We start from the raw sequence: 14,580 nt of genomic DNA on the forward strand, positions 1-14,580 counted from the left end.
TCGAGGAGAGGTGGCGCAGTGAACCGATTCCTCAGCGCGATCGCGTCGTGGCTGCGCGCGGGATATCCCGAGGGCATGCCCGCCACCGACTACATGCCGGTGCTCGCCCTGCTGTCGCGTCGCCTCACCACCGACGAGGTGAAAGCTGTCGCCGCCGACTTGATGAAGCGCGGTGATTTCGACCACATCGACATCGGCGTGGCCATCACCGGCATCACCGACGAACTGCCGTCGCCCGACGACGTGGAGCGCGTGCGTCAGCGCCTCGCCGTCGGTGGCTGGCCGCTGGACGATCCGAGAGACAGCGAGGACACCGGATAGCCACCCTGCACACGCTCGAGATTCCCGCCGGCGCCGAGGTTTCGCGTGTGCTGCCCGCGGTGGAGCAGATGCTGACCGGCCGCACCCAGGCACTGCTGCCCGTGCCGACCTGGAGCCCACGTGAATCTTCCTTGCTGACAACGTCTTTGCGGGCCGGCGAACCGATCGACGACGACGTGGCGCTGGTGGTTGCGACGTCAGGCACGACGGGTGTCCCGAAGGGCGCGATGCTGACCGCAGCGGCACTGCGCGCCAGCGCGTCTGCTGCACACGCGCGCCTGGGCGGTACCGGTCGTTGGCTATTGGCATTGCCGGCGCACCACATCGCCGGCATGCAGGTTTTGATCCGCAGCGCGCTCGCCGGCACCACGCCGGTGGTGCTCGACGTCTCCGGCGGTTTCGACGTCTCACTGCTGCCCGCCGCGGTGCAGGCGTTGGGTAGCGGTCGACGCTACGCGTCGTTGGTGGCAACCCAATTGGCAAAGGTGCTCGACGACCCGGCGGCGACCGGCGCACTGGCTGAGTTCGACGCGGTGCTGATCGGCGGCGGGCCGCTCCCTCCTGCGCTGGCGGAAAAAGCTCGTGGCGCAGGCATTCACGTGGTGCGCACCTACGGAATGAGCGAGACCGCCGGCGGCTGCGTCTATGACGGGGTGCCGCTGAACGGGGTGCGGATGCGGATCGACGATGCGCGAGTGGTGCTCGGTGGCGCCACGTTGGCCAAGGGGTACCGCAATCCGCCCTCGGGTGCTGACCCGTTCGCCGAACCGGGCTGGTTCCGCACCGACGACGCGGGCAGCATCGACGCCGACGGTGTGCTCACCGTGTACGGCCGGCTCGACGAGGGCATCAGCACGGGCGGGCTGACCGTGCAGCCACAGGTGGTCGAGGCCGTGATGTCAAGCCATCCGGCGGTGGCGCAGTGCGCGGTGTTCGGCGTACCCGACCCTCGCCTGGGCGAGCGGGTGGTCGCCGCGGTGGTGCCTGCGGCAAACCGTCAGCCGCCGACGCTGCAGGAGCTGCGGGAGTTCGTCGGCGCCTCATTGGACAGCACTGCCGCGCCGCGTGAGCTGCATGTCGTCGACGAGCTGCCGCTGCGCGGAATCGGCAAGGTGGACAGGCGGGCGCTGGCCGGACGGTTCTCCCGGTGATCTGCCCATAGGGTGGCGTCGTGAAAGTGCGCAGCGAGGCGGTCGCGGTACCGCTGGCCGTCGCGCTGGTGACAGCCGCGTTCGTCGTGCCGCACCTGCATCTCGGCGTCGTCACGCCGCTGATCCGCTCGTCACCCGAACGAATCCACCAATTCGCCGATACCGCACCGATATTCGGATGGTGGAACACCCACGTGGGATGGGGCACACCGGTCGCGGTGCTGATCGGCGTGCTTGCCGTCGCGTGCGGACCCACTGTCGCCCAACGCCTGCCGTGGCGGGCGCTGCCGGTTGTCGCGTGGGCGACGTCAGCGGCGTGGGCTTTCGCGCTGGCCATGGTCGACGGCTGGAAGCGCGGCTTTGCCGGCCGGTTGACCGCCCAGCACGAATACCTGCGTCAAGTGCCGTCGGTAACCGACATCCCGGCGGCACTGCGCAGTTTCGCCCGTCGCATCCCCGACTTCCAGCCCGACTCCTGGATCACCCACGTCTCCGGCCATCCGCCGGGTGCGCTGCTGACGTTCGTCTGGCTGGACCGCATCGGGCTGGGCGGCGGCGGCTGGGCCGGCACCTTGTGCCTGCTCACCGGATCCAGCGCGGCCGCGGCGATCGTCGTGACGCTGCGGGCCATCGACGGCGAAGCCACCGCCCGGCTCGCCGCGCCGTTCGTGGCGGTCGCACCGACCGCCATCTGGGTTGCCGTGTCAGCCGACGGCTATTTCGCGGGAGTTGCCGCATGGGGCCTTGCGCTGCTGGCGCTGGCCGTCAGCCGAAGCGTCCGGCTGCCCGCCGTGGCCGCCGCCGGTGCCGGTCTGCTGCTGGGCTGGGCGGTCTTCTTGAACTACGGCCTGGCACTGATCGCAGTCCTGGCGGTGGCTGTGCTCTTCACCGCCGATCGACGTCGCGACGCGTTCACAGCGCTGGCCGTCGCGATACCCGCTGCGCTGATGGTCGTCGGTGTCTTCGCGTGGGCAGGCTTTTGGTGGTTCGACGGCTACACCCTTGTGCAGCAACGTTATTGGCAAGGCATTGCGAATGACCGACCGTTTCAGTACTGGAGCTGGGCCAATCTGGCGTCGGTGGTGTGCGCGATCGGTCTGGGCAGTGTCGCGGGAGTCGGCAAGGTCTTCGATCTCGCGGCGATCCGCCGCCGCCGCGGTATTCACCTTCTGGTGTTGGCCTCACTCACCGCGATTGCGTGCGCGGACTTGTCGATGCTGAGCAAGGCTGAAACCGAACGCATCTGGCTGCCGTTCACGATGTGGCTGACAGCGGCGCCGGCACTGCTGCCGCAGCGGTCACATCGCTGGTGGCTGGCCGCCAACGTCGTCGGTGCGTTGGTGCTCAACCACGTCATCTACACGAACTGGTAAGAAATTCGTCTCCGGAAAAACGGTGCCGCTGCCCGCAGACCGGAGTAGACGAGAGACATGGCCGACGACAGTCCGCCGACAGGACGCCGGTGGCGCAGTCCCCTTCGCGGCCCTTGGCTGACCTCGGTCTTGGGCCTGGTGCTGTTGGTCGCCCTGCCGGTCGTCATCCTCACCGGTTTGTTGTCCTACATCGCGTACGGCCCGCAGTACGGACAGGCCATCCCCGCCGACGTGGGATGGCTGAAACTGCCGACGTTCGACTGGCCCACTCAACCGGCATGGCTGTACCGGCTCACCCAGGGAGTGCACGTCGGGCTTGGACTCGTGCTCATCCCCGTGGTGCTGGCCAAACTGTGGTCGGTGATCCCGAAGCTGTTCGTCTGGCCACCGAGTCGGTCGATAGCCCAAATGCTGGAACGGGTTTCGCTGCTCATGCTCGTCGGCGGCGTCTTGTTCGAGCTTGCCACCGGTGTGCTGAACATCCAATACGACTACATCTTCGGCTTCAGCTTCTACACCGCGCACTACTTCGGCGCATGGGTGTTCATCGTCGGCTTCCTGATGCACATCACATTGAAGGTTCCGCGCATGCTCAGCGGTGTGCGTGCCATCCCGGTGCGAGAAGTGTTGCGCACCAAACGCTCTGACACACAGCCAGAGCCGCCCGATCCCGACGGACTGGTGGCCGCCGATCCGGCACCGGCGACGGTGAGCCGCCGCGGTGCGTTGGCACTGGTGGGTGGCGGGGCGCTGGCCATGGCCGCGATCACCGCCGGGCAGACCGTCGGCGGCTGGACCCGCCATTCGGCGTTGCTGCTCCCACGCGGGCGCGACCACGGATCGGGGCCCAACGACTTTCAAGTCAACCGGACCGCATTCGCGGCAGCGATCAGCCCCGAGAGCACCGGCGAGCGGTGGCGACTCAGGCTGACTGGTGGAACCGCTCCGGTGACGCTGGACCGCGATGCACTGGCCGCCATGGCGCAACACACCGCACGGCTGCCGATCGCGTGCGTCGAAGGCTGGTCGACCACCGAAACATGGAGCGGCGTGCGGCTGCGTGACCTGGCCGCGCTCGCCGGCGTGCCGACGCCGCGGCTGGCGCGGGTGACGTCGTTGGAACGCTTCGGCGCATTCAATCGCGCTGTGCTGCAGCGCAATCAGGTGCTCGACCCCGATTCGCTACTGACGCTGCGGGTCAACGGTGCGGAGTTGTCGGCGGACCACGGATATCCGGCGCGGATCATCGTTCCCGCACTGCCCGGCGTCCACAACACCAAGTGGGTGGCGTCTATCGAGTTCGAGCCCGAACCGTGACCACCGCCCGCGGCCTGCTGGCCCGCTACCGCACGTTCTACGGGTCGCATCCGTTGCACCTGCTGACCATGCTGGCCGGGTTCGCCGCGCTGGCTTACGTCATCGCCGTGATGAAACCGCAGACACTGTGGAACCCGCACGTGTGGTGGCAGTCGATCGCGGTGTGGTTCGCAGCCGCCGTCGTCGGACACGACCTGGTGTTGTTTCCGCTGTACTCGTTGGCCGACCGACTCTTGACGTTGCCCGATCGGCGGCTGCCGAAATCTCCTGTGCCCGTGGTGAACCACCTTCGCGTGCCCCTGCTCGGCGCGGCGCTGACCCTGCTGGTGTTCCTGCCCGGAATCATCGAGCAGGGTGCCGCCACGTACCAGGCTGCCACCGGTCAGACGCAGCAGCCGTTTCTGGGCAGGTGGCTGTTGTTGTGTGCGGCAATGTTCGCTAGTAGCGCGGGCTGCTACGCGATCCGGCTGGTGCGGGTCCGACGGCGAGGCTCGCCACCACCCGTCGATCCACCCGATGAATTTCGATGACCGACATCCCGACGAGCTCGGCCAGGCGGGCGGCGCTGTCGACGCCGACGGACGCCCAGCGAAACCACGGCCCGACCGCCCGCGCGGACTCCAGCCGCACCCAGCCGCGGTGCACGCCCGTTGCGGCGCTGTCGAATTCGACCAGGCACCGCCCACCCTCCCGCAGCAGCTGACGGGCCCGCGCAAGGATCCGCCCCGGGTCGCCGTCCAGGCCGATGTTGCCGTCGGCGAGCAGCACGGTGTGCCAGCGGCCGGTGGCCGGCAATGGCGCGAACATGTCGCGGCGTAGTGCCGGCGCGCCTCGGCGCCGCGCTAGCCGCACTGCGGTGGCCGACTGGTCCACACCGAGCGCTGGGATGCCGCGGCGCATCAGCTGGGCCACCAATCGCCCTGGGCCGCAGCCTAAATCGAGGGTAGGGCCGTCACACAGGCCGACTACCGCGCGGTCGAAGGCATCGTCGGCCCCGCGCCCGCCCAGCCAGCTGCGCACCGGAAGCAGGTGCACGCGACCGTCGTCGTGGCGAACCCAGCACCGTTCACCGCTCAGCGCCAGTTCGTAGAGGTTGCCCAGCACGTCACAGCCCTTGGGTGATCTTGGCAAACCGCGATTCGGATGCGCACTGCTCTCGCACCGCGGCCACGTCGTCGATGGTGTCGACGTCGCGCAGTTGGTCCACAAGCACCACGTTGATTCCGGTGTCGCGCAAGGCGCGAAGCGTGATCGCACCCGTGTCGGGTTGCGACATCGGCACCGCGCGCAGCACGTCCGCCTCGATGGGCGAGTGCACCCCGAGCACCCACCAGCCGCCGTCGATCGCCATTCCGAGCACGGCAGGCGCGGCCAGCAGCGCGTCAGCGCAGCGGGAAAGCAACCCGGCCGTGACTTGCGGGGTGTCCATGCCGATCTGCAGCACGGGCCGGGGTCCAGCCGCGGTGGCGGCATCGGCGTGGGCGTTGGCCAGCCGGTCGCCGAAATCCGTACCGCGTTGCGGAACGACGATGAAAGAGCTCAGCGCCGAACGTATCTCGTCGGCCATCACCGCGGTGTCGAGATCACCCGTCAACGCGACCACACGACTGGCCACCGGCGCTGCCGCGACGGCGTCGAGCGTGTCCAGCAACGCGGCCGCAGCGATCTGTGCTGCCGCCTGTGCACCCACCGCCTCGGCCAGTCGGGTCTTGGCCTGCCCGGGTGTGGGCGCCTTCGCGACGACCAGCACCGTCACCGGAAGCGTCATGAGATCGCCCGCCAGAAGTCGACGGCCGCCACGAGGCTGCCACGCGCGGACCCGCTGACTTTCGACTTCCCGCCGGTACGGGGGCCGTAGCCGACGTCGCGCTCCACCACGCGCCAGCCGGCCTGTGCTGCCCGCACCAGTAGCTCCACCGGATATCCCGACCGGCGGTCCTCGACGCCGAGTCGCAGCAGCGCGTCGCGGCGGGCCACTCGCATCGGCGCGATGTCGTGTATCGGCAGCCCATAGCGGGTCCGCAGCCGCCAGCTCACCGCGGCGGTGCCCAGCCTCGCATGCCAGGGCCAGCGCAACCCGCGCACCGGGCGCCGACGTCCGATCACCATGTCGGCGCCCCGCTCGAGTTCGGCGACCATCAGCGGCAGCTCCGCCGGATCCAGCGAGCCGTCGGCGTCCAGCACCGCCACGATCGGCGTCGTCGCCGCGACGACGCCCGCGTGCACTGCCGAGCCGTACCCCGGCCGTGGTTCCGTGACCACCCGAGCGCCGTGGCTGCGCGCCACATCGGCGGTCTCGTCAGTGCTGTTGTTGTCGACCACCAGAGCCTGATAACCCGGCGGAATTCTCGCCAACACGCCCGGCAGGGACGCCGCTTCGTTCAAGCACGGCAGCACCACCGTCACCGAACAGTCGGGCATGTGTGCCGAGGTTAGTCACGCCGGTGTCCGCCGCTGCGCGGGCAGGGGTGACGAATCAATGACATCGCCGCAGGTCGTTCCCGTTTCCGACTAACCTCGGGGCTGTGGCCGCCCGGGTACTGATCGCCGACGACGACACCGTCGTCCGTGACGTAGTGCGGCGCTATCTCGAGCGCGACGGCCTGGACGTCACCGTCGCCGGGGACGGGACCGAGGCGCTGCGGGTGCTGGGCACCCAGCGGATCGACGTCGCGGTGCTCGACGTGATGATGCCCGGCCCAAACGGGATGGCGCTGTGCCGCACCTTGCGCAGCGGCGGGGGCTACCCGATCCCGGTGATTCTGCTGACCGCGCTGGGTGAGGAAGACGACCGCATCGCGGGCCTGGAGGCAGGCGCCGACGATTACGTCACCAAACCGTTCAGCCCTCGAGAACTGGCGCTGCGGGTGCGCTCCGTGCTGCGCCGGGCCCCGGCTCCCGGCTCTGCGGTGCCGATGGAGATCACCGCCGACGGGCTCAAGGTGGTTACTGCCGCGCGGTCGGTGTACGTCGACGGGCGCAAGGTGAACCTGACCAACCGTGAGTTCGACCTGCTGCTGTTCCTGCTGACCCACCCGGACACCGTGTTCACCCGCGAGGAACTGCTCAAGCGGGTGTGGCGCTGGGAGTTCGGCGACCTGTCGACCGTGACCGTGCACGTGAAGAGGCTGCGTACGAAACTTGGTGCGCGACATCGTGTTCAGACCGTGTGGGGGCGCGGGTACATGTGGGGCGAACCGCATGCCGACACATGATCTGGTACAGATCGCCGGCTGGGCGCTGGGCTGCACGGTGCCCGTCGTGGTGGCCGGTTGGCTGGTGATCCGGCTGGCGCGGTCGTGGTCGCTGGCCGTCAGCATGGTGGTGCTGGTGCTCATCCCGACGCTCGCGACGTTGGCAGGCGTATTGGGCGCCTCGGGCTTCATGATCACGCAGACGTTCCGGCAGATAGCCGTGGTGCTGCTGATCGTCGCGGTGGTCACCATCCCGGCGGCGGTGATGCTGGCCCGGTTCCAGGCCCGAAGAACGGTGTGGGAGAGACAGATTCGCGACTCCGAGCGGTCCTCGGAGGAGTCGCGGCGGCAGCTGGTGGCGTTCGTCAGCCACGACCTGCGCACGCCGCTAGCCGGCATCCGCGCGGTCGCCGAGGCGCTGGCTGACGGCGTGGTGCCGCCGCGAGAAATCCGCGAGCACGCCAGACACATTGAGCAAGAGTCGATTCGGCTGTCGGAGATGGTCGACGACCTGTTCGAGATGTCGAAGATCAACGCCGGCGCCGTGCAGCTGACGCAGGAGCGGGTGGCACTCGACGAGGTGGTCGACGACGTGCTGGCCGCGCACAAGATCGCCGCGGAACGGGCCGGCGTGGCGTTGCAGGCGACGCTGCCCGCCGAACCGGTCCGGGTGATCGGCAGCGACCGCGCGTTGGTGCGCGTGCTGTCGAATCTGGTAGCGAACGCAATCGCGCACACGCCGGCGGGCGGCACCGTGAAGCTGGCGCTCGGCGCCGACGAGAACGGTGCGTTCGCCCGCGTCGACGACACCGGCGTGGGCATCGACGAGGCCGACCTTCCGCGGGTGTTCGACGTGGCGTACCGGGGCTCCAACGGACGGGTGCCGCGCAGCGACCCGTCGCTGCCGAGCGGTTCTGGTTTGGGGTTGGCGATCGCGGCCGGGTTGGTGCAGGCGCATCACGGCACGCTCTCGGCGCACAATCTCGGCACGGGCGCACGATTCGAGGTCAGGTTGCCGCTCGCGGCAGATCGCTGAGCCAGCCGGTTGTCAGGCGCGCAGCGGCGCCGTTGCAAAGGCACGAATGCCGTCCGCTGGGCGGACGCGGGCAGTGAACCCGAGCAGGTCGCGCGCCCGGGTGGGGTCGGCGACGATGTGGCGGACGTCCCCGCTGCGGTACTGGCCCGTGACCACGGGCGCCGGCCCGCCGCTTGCACTGCACAGCAGTTCGGCCACCTGCAGAATCGAGATGGGTTGTCCTGAGCAGACATTCGCGGCGGTGAACCACTGCGCGCCCACCCGGCGGACGGCCGCCGCATTGGCTGCTGCGACGTCGTCGACGTGGACGAAGTCGCGCATCTGGGCACCGTCTTCGAAAACCTTTGGAGCATCTCCTTTTTCGAGTGCCGACCGGAAGATCGCCGCGACCCCCGAATACGGCGTGTCTCGTGGCATGCCCGGGCCGTACACATTGTGGTAGCGCAGCGCGATCACCGATCCGCCGGTCGCCTCGCTCCAGGCCAGTGCGTAATGCTCCTGCGCGGTCTTGCTGGCGGCATAAAGACTGCGCGGCCGCAGCGGCGCGTCCTCGTCCACCAGTCGCCACTGCAGATCCTCGCCGCCGAGTGGGCAGCGGTGCTCGAACATGCCGGCGTCCATATCTTCGCGGCGCCGCGGCGGCGGCTCGACCGGCCCGTGGACCGGGCAGTCGTAGCGGCCCTGCCCGTAGACCACCATCGACGAGGCAAGCACCAGCCGCGAACACCCCGCGGCGTACATCTGGGCCAGCAGCACGGTGGTGGCGTAGTCATTGTGGCTGCCGTACGCCGGGGCGTCGGCGGCGTTCACGCCGGCGCCCACCATGGCGGCCTGATGGCACACCACGTCGACACCTACCAGCAAGCTGGCCAGCGCGTCGGCGTCGCGGACGTCCACGCGATGACAGCCGGGCGGCGGCTGACTGCCCGGCGCGTGGGCGGCCGGAAGCATCACGTCCACACCCACGACCTCGTGGCCGTCGGCGCTGAGCGCATCGGCCACCCGCGTCCCGATGAACCCGGCCGCGCCGGTCACGAGCACCTTCATGGCAGCTCGAAGGGCAGCGACACGCCCTCATGCGGCAAGCAATGGGTACAGGTGCGCTCGCTGTGCACCGCACTGATGGCGTCGAGCACCACTTGCTTGAACGGCCCCAGGTTTCGCTGGAACTCGGCGAACACGTCGACCGCGCGCACCCCGGATCCGACGTCGATACCGGCGTCCAGATCGGTGACCAAAGCGATTGCCGCGTAACATATTTCGAGTTCACGGGCCAACACCGCCTCCGGATACCCGGTCATGTTCACCAGCTCGAAGCCCTGGCTCGCGAACCACCGGCTCTCGGCACGGGTGGAAAACCGAGGACCCTGGACCACCACCATCGTCGCGCCGTCGGTGATCCCGGGCGCCAACGCCGCCTGCCGCAGCGTCGGGCAGTACGGGTCGGCGAAGGTGACGTGAATGCCGCCGGAATCGAAGTAGGTGTCGGCGCGGCCGGACGTGCGGTCGACGAGCTGATCGGGCACCACCATCGCACCCGGGCCGAGCTCACGGCTCAGGCTGCCGACCGCGCACGGCCCGAAGACCCGCCGCACACCCAGCGCGCGCAACGCCCACATGTTGGCGCGGTACGGCACCGCATGCGGCGAGAACTCGTGGCGCACGCCGTGGCGCGGCAGAAACGCCACCTCATGGTGAGCGACCTCGCCGATGGTGATCGGCGCGCTGGGCGGCCCGTATGGGGTGTCCATCTCGACGCTGCGGGCGTCGTCGTCGAAGAACGTGTAGAAGCCGCTGCCTCCGATCACGCCGATCATTGGCCCATTCAAACAGCATGCGACTATCGACGCTGTGGCCAGCGTCGCGCAGTGGATCGAGGGAGCGCGTCCCCGTACGTTGCCCAACGCCGTCGCGCCGGTGATCGCCGGGACCGGGGCGGCCGCGTGGCTGCACGCCGCGGTGTGGTGGAAGGCGCTGCTGGCGCTGCTGGTGGCGGTCGCGATGACCGTCGGGGTCAACTTCGCCAACGACTATTCCGACGGCATCCGCGGCACCGACGACGAGCGCGCGGGACCGCTGCGACTGGTCGGATCACGGCTTGCGACACCGAGATCGGTGCGGGCGGCCGCCGCGGTGAGCCTGACCGTCGCCGCAGCCGCAGGTCTGGCACTGGCCCTCACCAGCGCGCCGTGGCTGATCGCGGTCGGCGCGCTGTGCGTCGCGGGTGCCTGGCTGTATACGGGCGGCTCAAAGCCGTACGGATACCGCGGCTTCGGCGAGCTGGCGGTGTTCGTGTTCTTCGGGTTGGTCGCGGTATTGGGCACGCAGTACGTGCAGGCGCTTCGCGTGGACTGGGTGGGCGTGGTGCTGGCGATGGCGACGGGCTCGCTGTCGTCGGCAGTGCTCGTCGCCAACAACCTGCGCGACATCCCCACTGACGCGCGCACCGGAAAGGTCACGCTGGCGGTGCGGCTCGGCGATGCCCGCACCCGGGTGTTCTATCAAGTGCTGCTCGGTGCCGCGGCTGTCGCAACGTTGGGCCTGACGGCCGCAACCCCGTGGGCTGCGGGTGGTTTCATCGCTGCGCCGCTGGCGTGGCGGGCCGCGGCCCCGGTGCGGCGCGGCCGCGGTGGACGCCAATTGATTCCGGTGCTGCGCGACACCGGGCTCACGATGCTGGTGTGGTCGGCGGCCGTCGCACTGGCGCTGACACTGGCGGCGCCGCCGACGTGATCAGGCGGCCGACGTCCCCGTCCAGTATTCGACGAAGCGCCCGTCGGCGATCCGCAAGATGTCGTTGCCGGTGAACGCGACGCTTCCGTCGCCGCCACGACCGACCCATCGCGCAGCCAGCAGCTCACCGTCGACCAGCGGACCCACCTCGATGTCGAACGTCAAGTCCGGCATCATTTCTCGCGTCTCGTCCACGATCGCCTGCAGCTCCGATGGCCCGTGGATGTCACGCCCCGGCCAGTGGCCCACGAAGTCGTCGGACACCAACTCGGCGGCGACCGGCTTCCCCGACCACAATTCCTCGATCCACCTCTGGTACAACGATTGTGCGCTCATACACCCGATCTTAAAGAGCCGCGTCGGTTCGGCGCGTCGGCGTCGTCGGGTCAGGATGGGCCGCGGCGATCAGCCGAATTGCAGCCACCAGTCGTGTAGCGCAGCCATGTCGGGTCCCTGACCACTGCCCAGCATCAGGTCCTCGTTGCGGGTCCAGATGACATCCGAGTCGCCCTTGTATCTGCCGCACGCCACCTGGCCCTCGACCTTGTCCGGCGTGGACGTGTAGTGCCACGTGGTGGGCGAGGGCGTGTCGCTGCCGGGGCACGTCAGCAGCTCTTCGTCTTCTTTCATCGCGCTCTCGAAATGCCGGTCAAGGCTTGCCTGGTCACCGAACAACGAATAGCGGGCGACGGCGGGCCCGCCCGGCTTGGAGTTCTGTTCACAGTCGACCGTGGCCAAGGCATCCGCGACGGGAGTGACCGGCTTGCAGGTTCCCGGGTCGTAGCCCGGCGGCAGAAGCGTCATCAGCTTGGCGATCGGCCCGCCCTGACCGGTGGTCGACGGTGCGGTCCGGCTGGTGGTCCGCGTCTTCGTACTGGTCGTAGTGGTCGGCGACGTCGTAGTGGTCGTCGAGGTGTCGTCGTTGCTCTTGAGCAACTTCGGGATCAGCAGGATGGCCACCACGGCGACGATCACCACGACGACGAGCGCGACGATGCCGAGGATGATCGGTGTCCAGTTGCGTTGGGGCGGCTGGGCCGACGGCATCGGTCCCGACGGCGGCGGCTGCCACGGCGGTCCCCCCGGCGGGCCGCCGGGACCCATGGGACCGGTGGGTCCCCAGCCGCCAGGTCCCCAGCCGCCCGGTCCCGACGGTGGAGGAGGCTGGTACGGCGGCTGAGACGATGCGGCCGCAAACGGCGGCGGCGTCGGCGGCGGAGTCTGCGAGCCCTGCGGCGGCACCGCAGGCGGCGGCGTCGAGAAGCTGGGCGGCGGCGTCGCAAAGCCGGCCGGAGTTGTCGGCGGGACTGCGGCCGGTATGGTGGCCGCCCCGCTTCGCGCCAGGATGGTCTCGGCTTGGTCCTTGTCACGGCTGGCGAGCGCTTCGTGCGCCGCCATCGCGAGGTCGCCCGCGGTGGCATACCGATCTTTCGGGTCTTTCGCCATGCCGCGGGCGATCACGTCGTCGAACGCCGCGGGTATGCCGGGGCGCACCACGCTGGGCCGGGGAATCGGATGCATCAGGTGTGCGGTGATGACCACGCTGACGCTGTCGGCCGGATACGGCTGCGCCCCCGTCAGGCACTCGTGCAACACGCATGCCAGCGCGTAGATGTCGGCGCGGTAGGTCACCTCCGAGTTGGTGAACCGCTCAGGCGCCATGTATGCGTACGTCCCCACCGCGGTGCCCAGTTCGGTGAGCTTCTCGTCGGTCGTGGCGTTGGCGATGCCGAAATCCACCAGATACGCGAAGTCGTCCCGAGTGATCAGAATGTTTTCCGGCTTGACGTCGCGGTGCATGATGCCACTCTCGTGGGCGGCGTCGAGCGCGGACGCGACCTGACGAATGATGGCCACCGCACGCGCCGGCGTCAGGGGCCCGTAGCGGACCAGCATCTTGCGCAGGTCCGTGCCGTCGATGTAGCGCATGTCGACGTAGAGCACCCCGTCGATTTCGCCGTAGTCGTGAATCGGAACCACATGCGGTTCCTGCAACCGGCCCGCCGAATGCGCTTCGCGCTGAAGGCGTTTGCGGAACACCGGGTCGTGAGTCATGGCTGACGGCAGCAACTTCAGCGCCACGGTCCGGTCCTTACGAGTGTCTTCGGCCTCGTACACCTCGCCCATGCCGCCACGCCCGAGCAACCGTCTCAAGTGATAGTGACCGAAGTCGGTTCCCACCCGCGAGTCGGTGTCACTCATTGGTCTTCCTCACCCTCCCGCGGGCCGCATCACGGGGCCGCTCAGGGCAACACGCTAATGCCTGCGGACGCGGCTCACAGGGGAAACCGGGCTACTGAGCGTGCTCGTCAGGGGAACGGATCTCGAATGTGAAGCGGTGATCGCAAATCCGGATCCGGTCACCGTCGTTCAGCGACGTACTGCCCCGCACCCGTTGCCCTTCCACGTAGACCCCGTTGGCCGATCGAAGGTCGGTGATCACGAAGCTGGTGCCGGTGTCGATGATCACGGCGTGGTGGCGGCTGACGCTGGCGTCGTCGAGCACTAGGTCGTTGTCGGCGAGCCGACCGATCCGGGTGGCGGCCGCGAGAAGCGGATGACTGCGCCCTGACTGCTCGCGCAGGCATGCCAGCGCATGCTCGCCGCTGACCGCCGTGCGCTGGTCGATGCTGACCACGGTCTCCGCCGCGGTGGCCCTGGCGGTTCGCTTGATGTCCAGCGGCTCCTGCCGCAGAATCCGCCCGTAGAGCGCCTGCACCGTCGGGCCCGGATCGATCCCGAGGTCTTCTGCGAGCGTGTCTTTGAGCCGCCGGTAGGCGTCCAGCGCATCGGACTGCCGTTCGGCCAGATAGTAGGCGGTGATCAATTGCGCCCACAGCGGCTCGCGGTAAGGGTGCTCGGCCGTCAGGCTTTCGAGCTCACCGATCACCGCATAGCCACGGCCGCAGGCGATTTCGGCTTCGGCCCATGCGGTGTGGACGAGCAGCTTGTCCTCGGTAAGCGCGGCGGCGAACGCGTCGACGAACTGGAAGTCGCGCAGATCGTCGAGCACGGGGCCGCGCCACTGGACGAGCGCAGCCGTCAGATGCCTGCTGGCAGTATCGAATTCACCAGCGGCGGCCGCCTGCACCCCCTTGTTCTTCTCGGCGATGAATCTGCCGATGTCACAGGCTGTTTCGGCGATGTTGAGGCGATAGCCAGGCGGCGCGCTGACCAACGCGGCGCGCGGGTCGACGCCCGCTTTGGCCAGCAGCCGACGCAGATTCGACACGTACGAATGCAGGCTTGCCCGCGCCTCGGCCGGCGGCCACTGCTCCCATGCCGCCGTGACCAACGATCCGATGCTGACGGCACGGTTGCGGTTGATCACCAACATGGCCAGCACGGCCCGTTGCTTCGGCGTGCCCAGCGGCACCGCCGACCCGTCGACCGTCATCTCCAACGGACCCAAGACGCCGAAGCCCAGCCCGGTCTGCGTCATGGGCTCATAGTTT

General features: G+C 68.8%; 16 protein-coding genes. 8 read left to right on the forward strand and 8 right to left on the reverse strand.

What is annotated here, in order from left to right:
* Positions 1-18: 18 nt before the first annotated feature.
* The 5 genes from AC5Y4C_RS03315 (at position 19) to AC5Y4C_RS03335 (ending at position 4,692) form a co-directional block, all read left to right on the forward strand.
* Complete coding sequence (locus AC5Y4C_RS03315; RefSeq protein WP_499905873.1) at positions 19-321, forward strand: DUF3349 domain-containing protein; 303 nt, start codon at positions 19-21, stop codon at positions 319-321.
* Positions 322-368: 47 nt separating this feature from the next.
* A complete protein-coding gene (menE, locus tag AC5Y4C_RS03320) occupies positions 369-1,472 on the forward strand; it encodes an o-succinylbenzoate--CoA ligase (RefSeq protein WP_499963435.1) in 1,104 nt (367 codons plus the stop codon).
* Positions 1,473-1,492: 20 nt separating this feature from the next.
* Positions 1,493-2,845: a hypothetical protein gene (locus AC5Y4C_RS03325; protein ID WP_499963437.1), complete on the forward strand. Its 1,353-nt coding sequence runs from the start codon at positions 1,493-1,495 to the stop codon at positions 2,843-2,845.
* Between the two features lie 57 nt (positions 2,846-2,902).
* Positions 2,903-4,162 carry a molybdopterin-dependent oxidoreductase gene (locus tag AC5Y4C_RS03330; protein ID WP_499963439.1) on the forward strand — a complete coding sequence of 420 codons (1,260 nt, stop codon included), beginning with the start codon at positions 2,903-2,905 and terminating at the stop codon, positions 4,160-4,162.
* 68 nt (positions 4,163-4,230) lie between these two features.
* Positions 4,231-4,692, forward strand: a complete 462-nt coding sequence (locus AC5Y4C_RS03335; RefSeq protein ID WP_499963498.1) for a hypothetical protein — start codon at positions 4,231-4,233, stop codon at positions 4,690-4,692.
* Here AC5Y4C_RS03335 and AC5Y4C_RS03340 read toward each other — a convergent pair.
* Genes AC5Y4C_RS03340 through AC5Y4C_RS03350 form a run of 3 tightly spaced genes read right to left on the reverse strand, consistent with a single transcriptional unit; the run spans position 4,601 to position 6,583 of the window.
* Positions 4,601-5,266 (reverse strand): methyltransferase domain-containing protein, encoded by a 666-nt coding sequence (locus tag AC5Y4C_RS03340; protein WP_499905860.1) that lies wholly within the window; start codon positions 5,264-5,266, stop codon positions 4,601-4,603. The two genes, AC5Y4C_RS03335 and AC5Y4C_RS03340, sit on opposite strands and share 92 nt — an antisense overlap.
* Position 5,267: 1 nt before the next feature.
* Complete coding sequence (locus tag AC5Y4C_RS03345) at positions 5,268-5,930, reverse strand: TIGR04282 family arsenosugar biosynthesis glycosyltransferase (protein WP_499963441.1); 663 nt, start codon at positions 5,928-5,930, stop codon at positions 5,268-5,270.
* Positions 5,927-6,583 (reverse strand): glycosyltransferase family 2 protein, encoded by a 657-nt coding sequence (locus AC5Y4C_RS03350; RefSeq protein WP_499905856.1) that lies wholly within the window; start codon positions 6,581-6,583, stop codon positions 5,927-5,929. Before AC5Y4C_RS03350 ends, AC5Y4C_RS03345 begins: the two co-directional genes overlap by 4 nt.
* A 104-nt stretch (positions 6,584-6,687) precedes the next feature.
* Between AC5Y4C_RS03350 and AC5Y4C_RS03355 the strand changes: the two genes are divergently transcribed.
* Both AC5Y4C_RS03355 and AC5Y4C_RS03360 read left to right on the forward strand, forming a co-directional pair.
* On the forward strand, positions 6,688-7,377 hold the full coding sequence (locus tag AC5Y4C_RS03355) for a response regulator transcription factor (RefSeq protein WP_499905854.1): 690 nt from the start codon (positions 6,688-6,690) through the stop codon (positions 7,375-7,377).
* Positions 7,364-8,392 (forward strand): sensor histidine kinase, encoded by a 1,029-nt coding sequence (locus AC5Y4C_RS03360; RefSeq protein WP_499905852.1) that lies wholly within the window; start codon positions 7,364-7,366, stop codon positions 8,390-8,392. The genes AC5Y4C_RS03355 and AC5Y4C_RS03360 overlap by 14 nt, the downstream gene beginning before the upstream one ends.
* Positions 8,393-8,404: 12 nt before the next feature.
* Here AC5Y4C_RS03360 and AC5Y4C_RS03365 read toward each other — a convergent pair whose 3' ends face one another.
* Together AC5Y4C_RS03365 and AC5Y4C_RS03370 are read right to left on the reverse strand one after the other, a co-directional pair.
* Entirely contained in the window at positions 8,405-9,439 is a 1,035-nt protein-coding gene (locus AC5Y4C_RS03365; protein ID WP_499963443.1) for an NAD-dependent epimerase/dehydratase family protein, read from the reverse strand.
* On the reverse strand, positions 9,436-10,209 hold the full coding sequence (locus tag AC5Y4C_RS03370) for an S-methyl-5'-thioadenosine phosphorylase (RefSeq protein WP_499963445.1): 774 nt from the start codon (positions 10,207-10,209) through the stop codon (positions 9,436-9,438). Before AC5Y4C_RS03370 ends, AC5Y4C_RS03365 begins: the two co-directional genes overlap by 4 nt.
* Before the next feature lie 34 nt (positions 10,210-10,243).
* On the opposite strand from AC5Y4C_RS03370, the gene AC5Y4C_RS03375 reads away from it, so the two are divergent.
* Entirely contained in the window at positions 10,244-11,125 is an 882-nt protein-coding gene (locus AC5Y4C_RS03375; protein WP_499963447.1) for a 1,4-dihydroxy-2-naphthoate polyprenyltransferase, read from the forward strand.
* Here AC5Y4C_RS03375 and AC5Y4C_RS03380 read toward each other — a convergent pair whose 3' ends face one another.
* From AC5Y4C_RS03380 to AC5Y4C_RS03390, 3 genes are all read right to left on the reverse strand, one after another.
* Positions 11,126-11,461, reverse strand: a complete 336-nt coding sequence (locus AC5Y4C_RS03380) for an ester cyclase (RefSeq protein WP_499905842.1) — start codon at positions 11,459-11,461, stop codon at positions 11,126-11,128.
* A 69-nt stretch (positions 11,462-11,530) separates the two neighbouring features.
* Positions 11,531-13,327, reverse strand: a complete 1,797-nt coding sequence (locus tag AC5Y4C_RS03385) for a serine/threonine-protein kinase (protein ID WP_499905840.1) — start codon at positions 13,325-13,327, stop codon at positions 11,531-11,533.
* Between the two features lie 91 nt (positions 13,328-13,418).
* Complete coding sequence (locus AC5Y4C_RS03390; RefSeq protein ID WP_499963449.1) at positions 13,419-14,567, reverse strand: BTAD domain-containing putative transcriptional regulator; 1,149 nt, start codon at positions 14,565-14,567, stop codon at positions 13,419-13,421.
* Positions 14,568-14,580 lie beyond the last annotated feature (13 nt).

This window comes from Mycobacterium sp. NGS35 (assembly GCF_059812855.1).

What these genes read in the sequence shown, in the direction of transcription:
- AC5Y4C_RS03330 (WP_499963439.1), top strand. Translation starts at nt 2,903, where the DNA reads ATGGCCGACGACAGTCCGCCGACAGGACGCCGGTGGCGCAGTCCCCTT.
- AC5Y4C_RS03335 (WP_499963498.1), top strand. Translation starts at nt 4,231, where the DNA reads ATGCTGGCCGGGTTCGCCGCGCTGGCTTACGTCATCGCCGTGATGAAA.
- AC5Y4C_RS03345 (WP_499963441.1), bottom strand. Translation starts at nt 5,930, where the DNA reads ATGACGCTTCCGGTGACGGTGCTGGTCGTCGCGAAGGCGCCCACACCC.
- AC5Y4C_RS03350 (WP_499905856.1), bottom strand. Translation starts at nt 6,583, where the DNA reads ATGCCCGACTGTTCGGTGACGGTGGTGCTGCCGTGCTTGAACGAAGCG.
- AC5Y4C_RS03360 (WP_499905852.1), top strand. Translation starts at nt 7,364, where the DNA reads ATGCCGACACATGATCTGGTACAGATCGCCGGCTGGGCGCTGGGCTGC.
- AC5Y4C_RS03365 (WP_499963443.1), bottom strand. Translation starts at nt 9,439, where the DNA reads ATGAAGGTGCTCGTGACCGGCGCGGCCGGGTTCATCGGGACGCGGGTG.
- AC5Y4C_RS03370 (WP_499963445.1), bottom strand. Translation starts at nt 10,209, where the DNA reads ATGATCGGCGTGATCGGAGGCAGCGGCTTCTACACGTTCTTCGACGAC.
- AC5Y4C_RS03380 (WP_499905842.1), bottom strand. Translation starts at nt 11,461, where the DNA reads ATGAGCGCACAATCGTTGTACCAGAGGTGGATCGAGGAATTGTGGTCG.
- AC5Y4C_RS03385 (WP_499905840.1), bottom strand. Translation starts at nt 13,327, where the DNA reads ATGAGTGACACCGACTCGCGGGTGGGAACCGACTTCGGTCACTATCAC.
- AC5Y4C_RS03390 (WP_499963449.1), bottom strand. Translation starts at nt 14,567, where the DNA reads ATGACGCAGACCGGGCTGGGCTTCGGCGTCTTGGGTCCGTTGGAGATG.